Raw genomic sequence first — 1,104 nt, forward strand, 5'->3', positions numbered from 1 at the left:
TGTCCTCTTAATCTTCTTTCCATGCTATTTTTGGGAAGGAGGACCGAACCATGGGACCGTCACCATCAAGGAAGTCCGCAGGGCCGCGTGATGCGGCCACCAAGGTTGCGCATCATCGCCTGAGTGTCCTGGATCTGGCCAAGGAGCTGGGGAATGTCGCTGAGGCGTGCCGGCAGCGCGGTCTCGACCGCACCAGCTTCTACGAATGGAAGCGGCGCTTTCAGACCCAGGGCTTCGAGGGCCTGAAGGACCTGCCGCCGATCCACAAGAGCCATCCGCAGACGACCCCGCCGGCGACGGTGGAGCGGATCAGGGCTCTGGCGCTCGAGCATCCAGCCTATGGCTGCAACCGGTTGGAAGCGCTCTTGCGCCTGGAAGGGATCGCCGTCTCGGCGATCACCATCCAGAAGATCCTCAACGCCGCAGATCTCGGCACGCGCACCGATCGCTGGCTGGCGCTGGAAAAGGCCAATGCAGACAAGGAGATCGAGATCACGCCCGAGCAGGCGGCGTTCATCGAGAAGTTGAACCCCTGCTTCCGCGAGCGCCATGTCGAGAGCTCGTCGCCCGGCGAACTCCTGTCGGCCGACACATTCTTCGTCGGCAATCTCAAGGGCATCGGCAAGATCTATCTGCATGCCGTCGTCGACACCTACGGCTCCTATGCCTTCGGCTTTCTGCATGTCTCCAAGCAGCCCGAGGCGGCCGTCGCCGTGCTCCACAACGAGGTGCTGCCCTTCTACCGCCATCTCGACCTGCCGGTCGGTGCCGTTCTCACGGACAACGGCCGGGAATTCTGCGGCACCGACAAGCACCCCTACGAACTCTATCTCGACCTCAACGGCATCGAGCACCGGCGCACCAGGGTCCGGACCCCGAAGACAAACGGCTTCGTCGAGCGCTTCAACGGCACCATCCTCGAGGAGTTCTTCCGGGCGACGATGCGCGAGACCTTCTACGAAACCGTCGAAGCCCTGCAGGCCGATCTCGACGCCTGGCTCGTCCACTACAACACCGAACGCCCGCACCTCGGCTACCGCAACATGGGCCGTAGGCCAGTCGAAACCGTCATGTCATTCGTCAGTCAAGAAGCTTAAGTGGACA

General features: G+C 62.3%; 1 protein-coding gene. It reads left to right on the forward strand.

The annotated features are described in order from the left end of the window. Positions 1 to 50 precede the first annotated feature (50 nt). Positions 51 to 1,097 carry an IS481 family transposase gene (locus tag GTK09_RS27065; protein WP_163466482.1) on the forward strand — a complete coding sequence of 349 codons (1,047 nt, stop codon included), beginning with the start codon at positions 51 to 53 and terminating at the stop codon, positions 1,095 to 1,097. The last annotated feature ends 7 nt before the right edge of the window (positions 1,098 to 1,104 follow it).

It is taken from the genome of Jiella pacifica (assembly GCF_010500815.1).
Lineage (GTDB): Bacteria > Pseudomonadota > Alphaproteobacteria > Rhizobiales > Rhizobiaceae > Jiella > Jiella pacifica.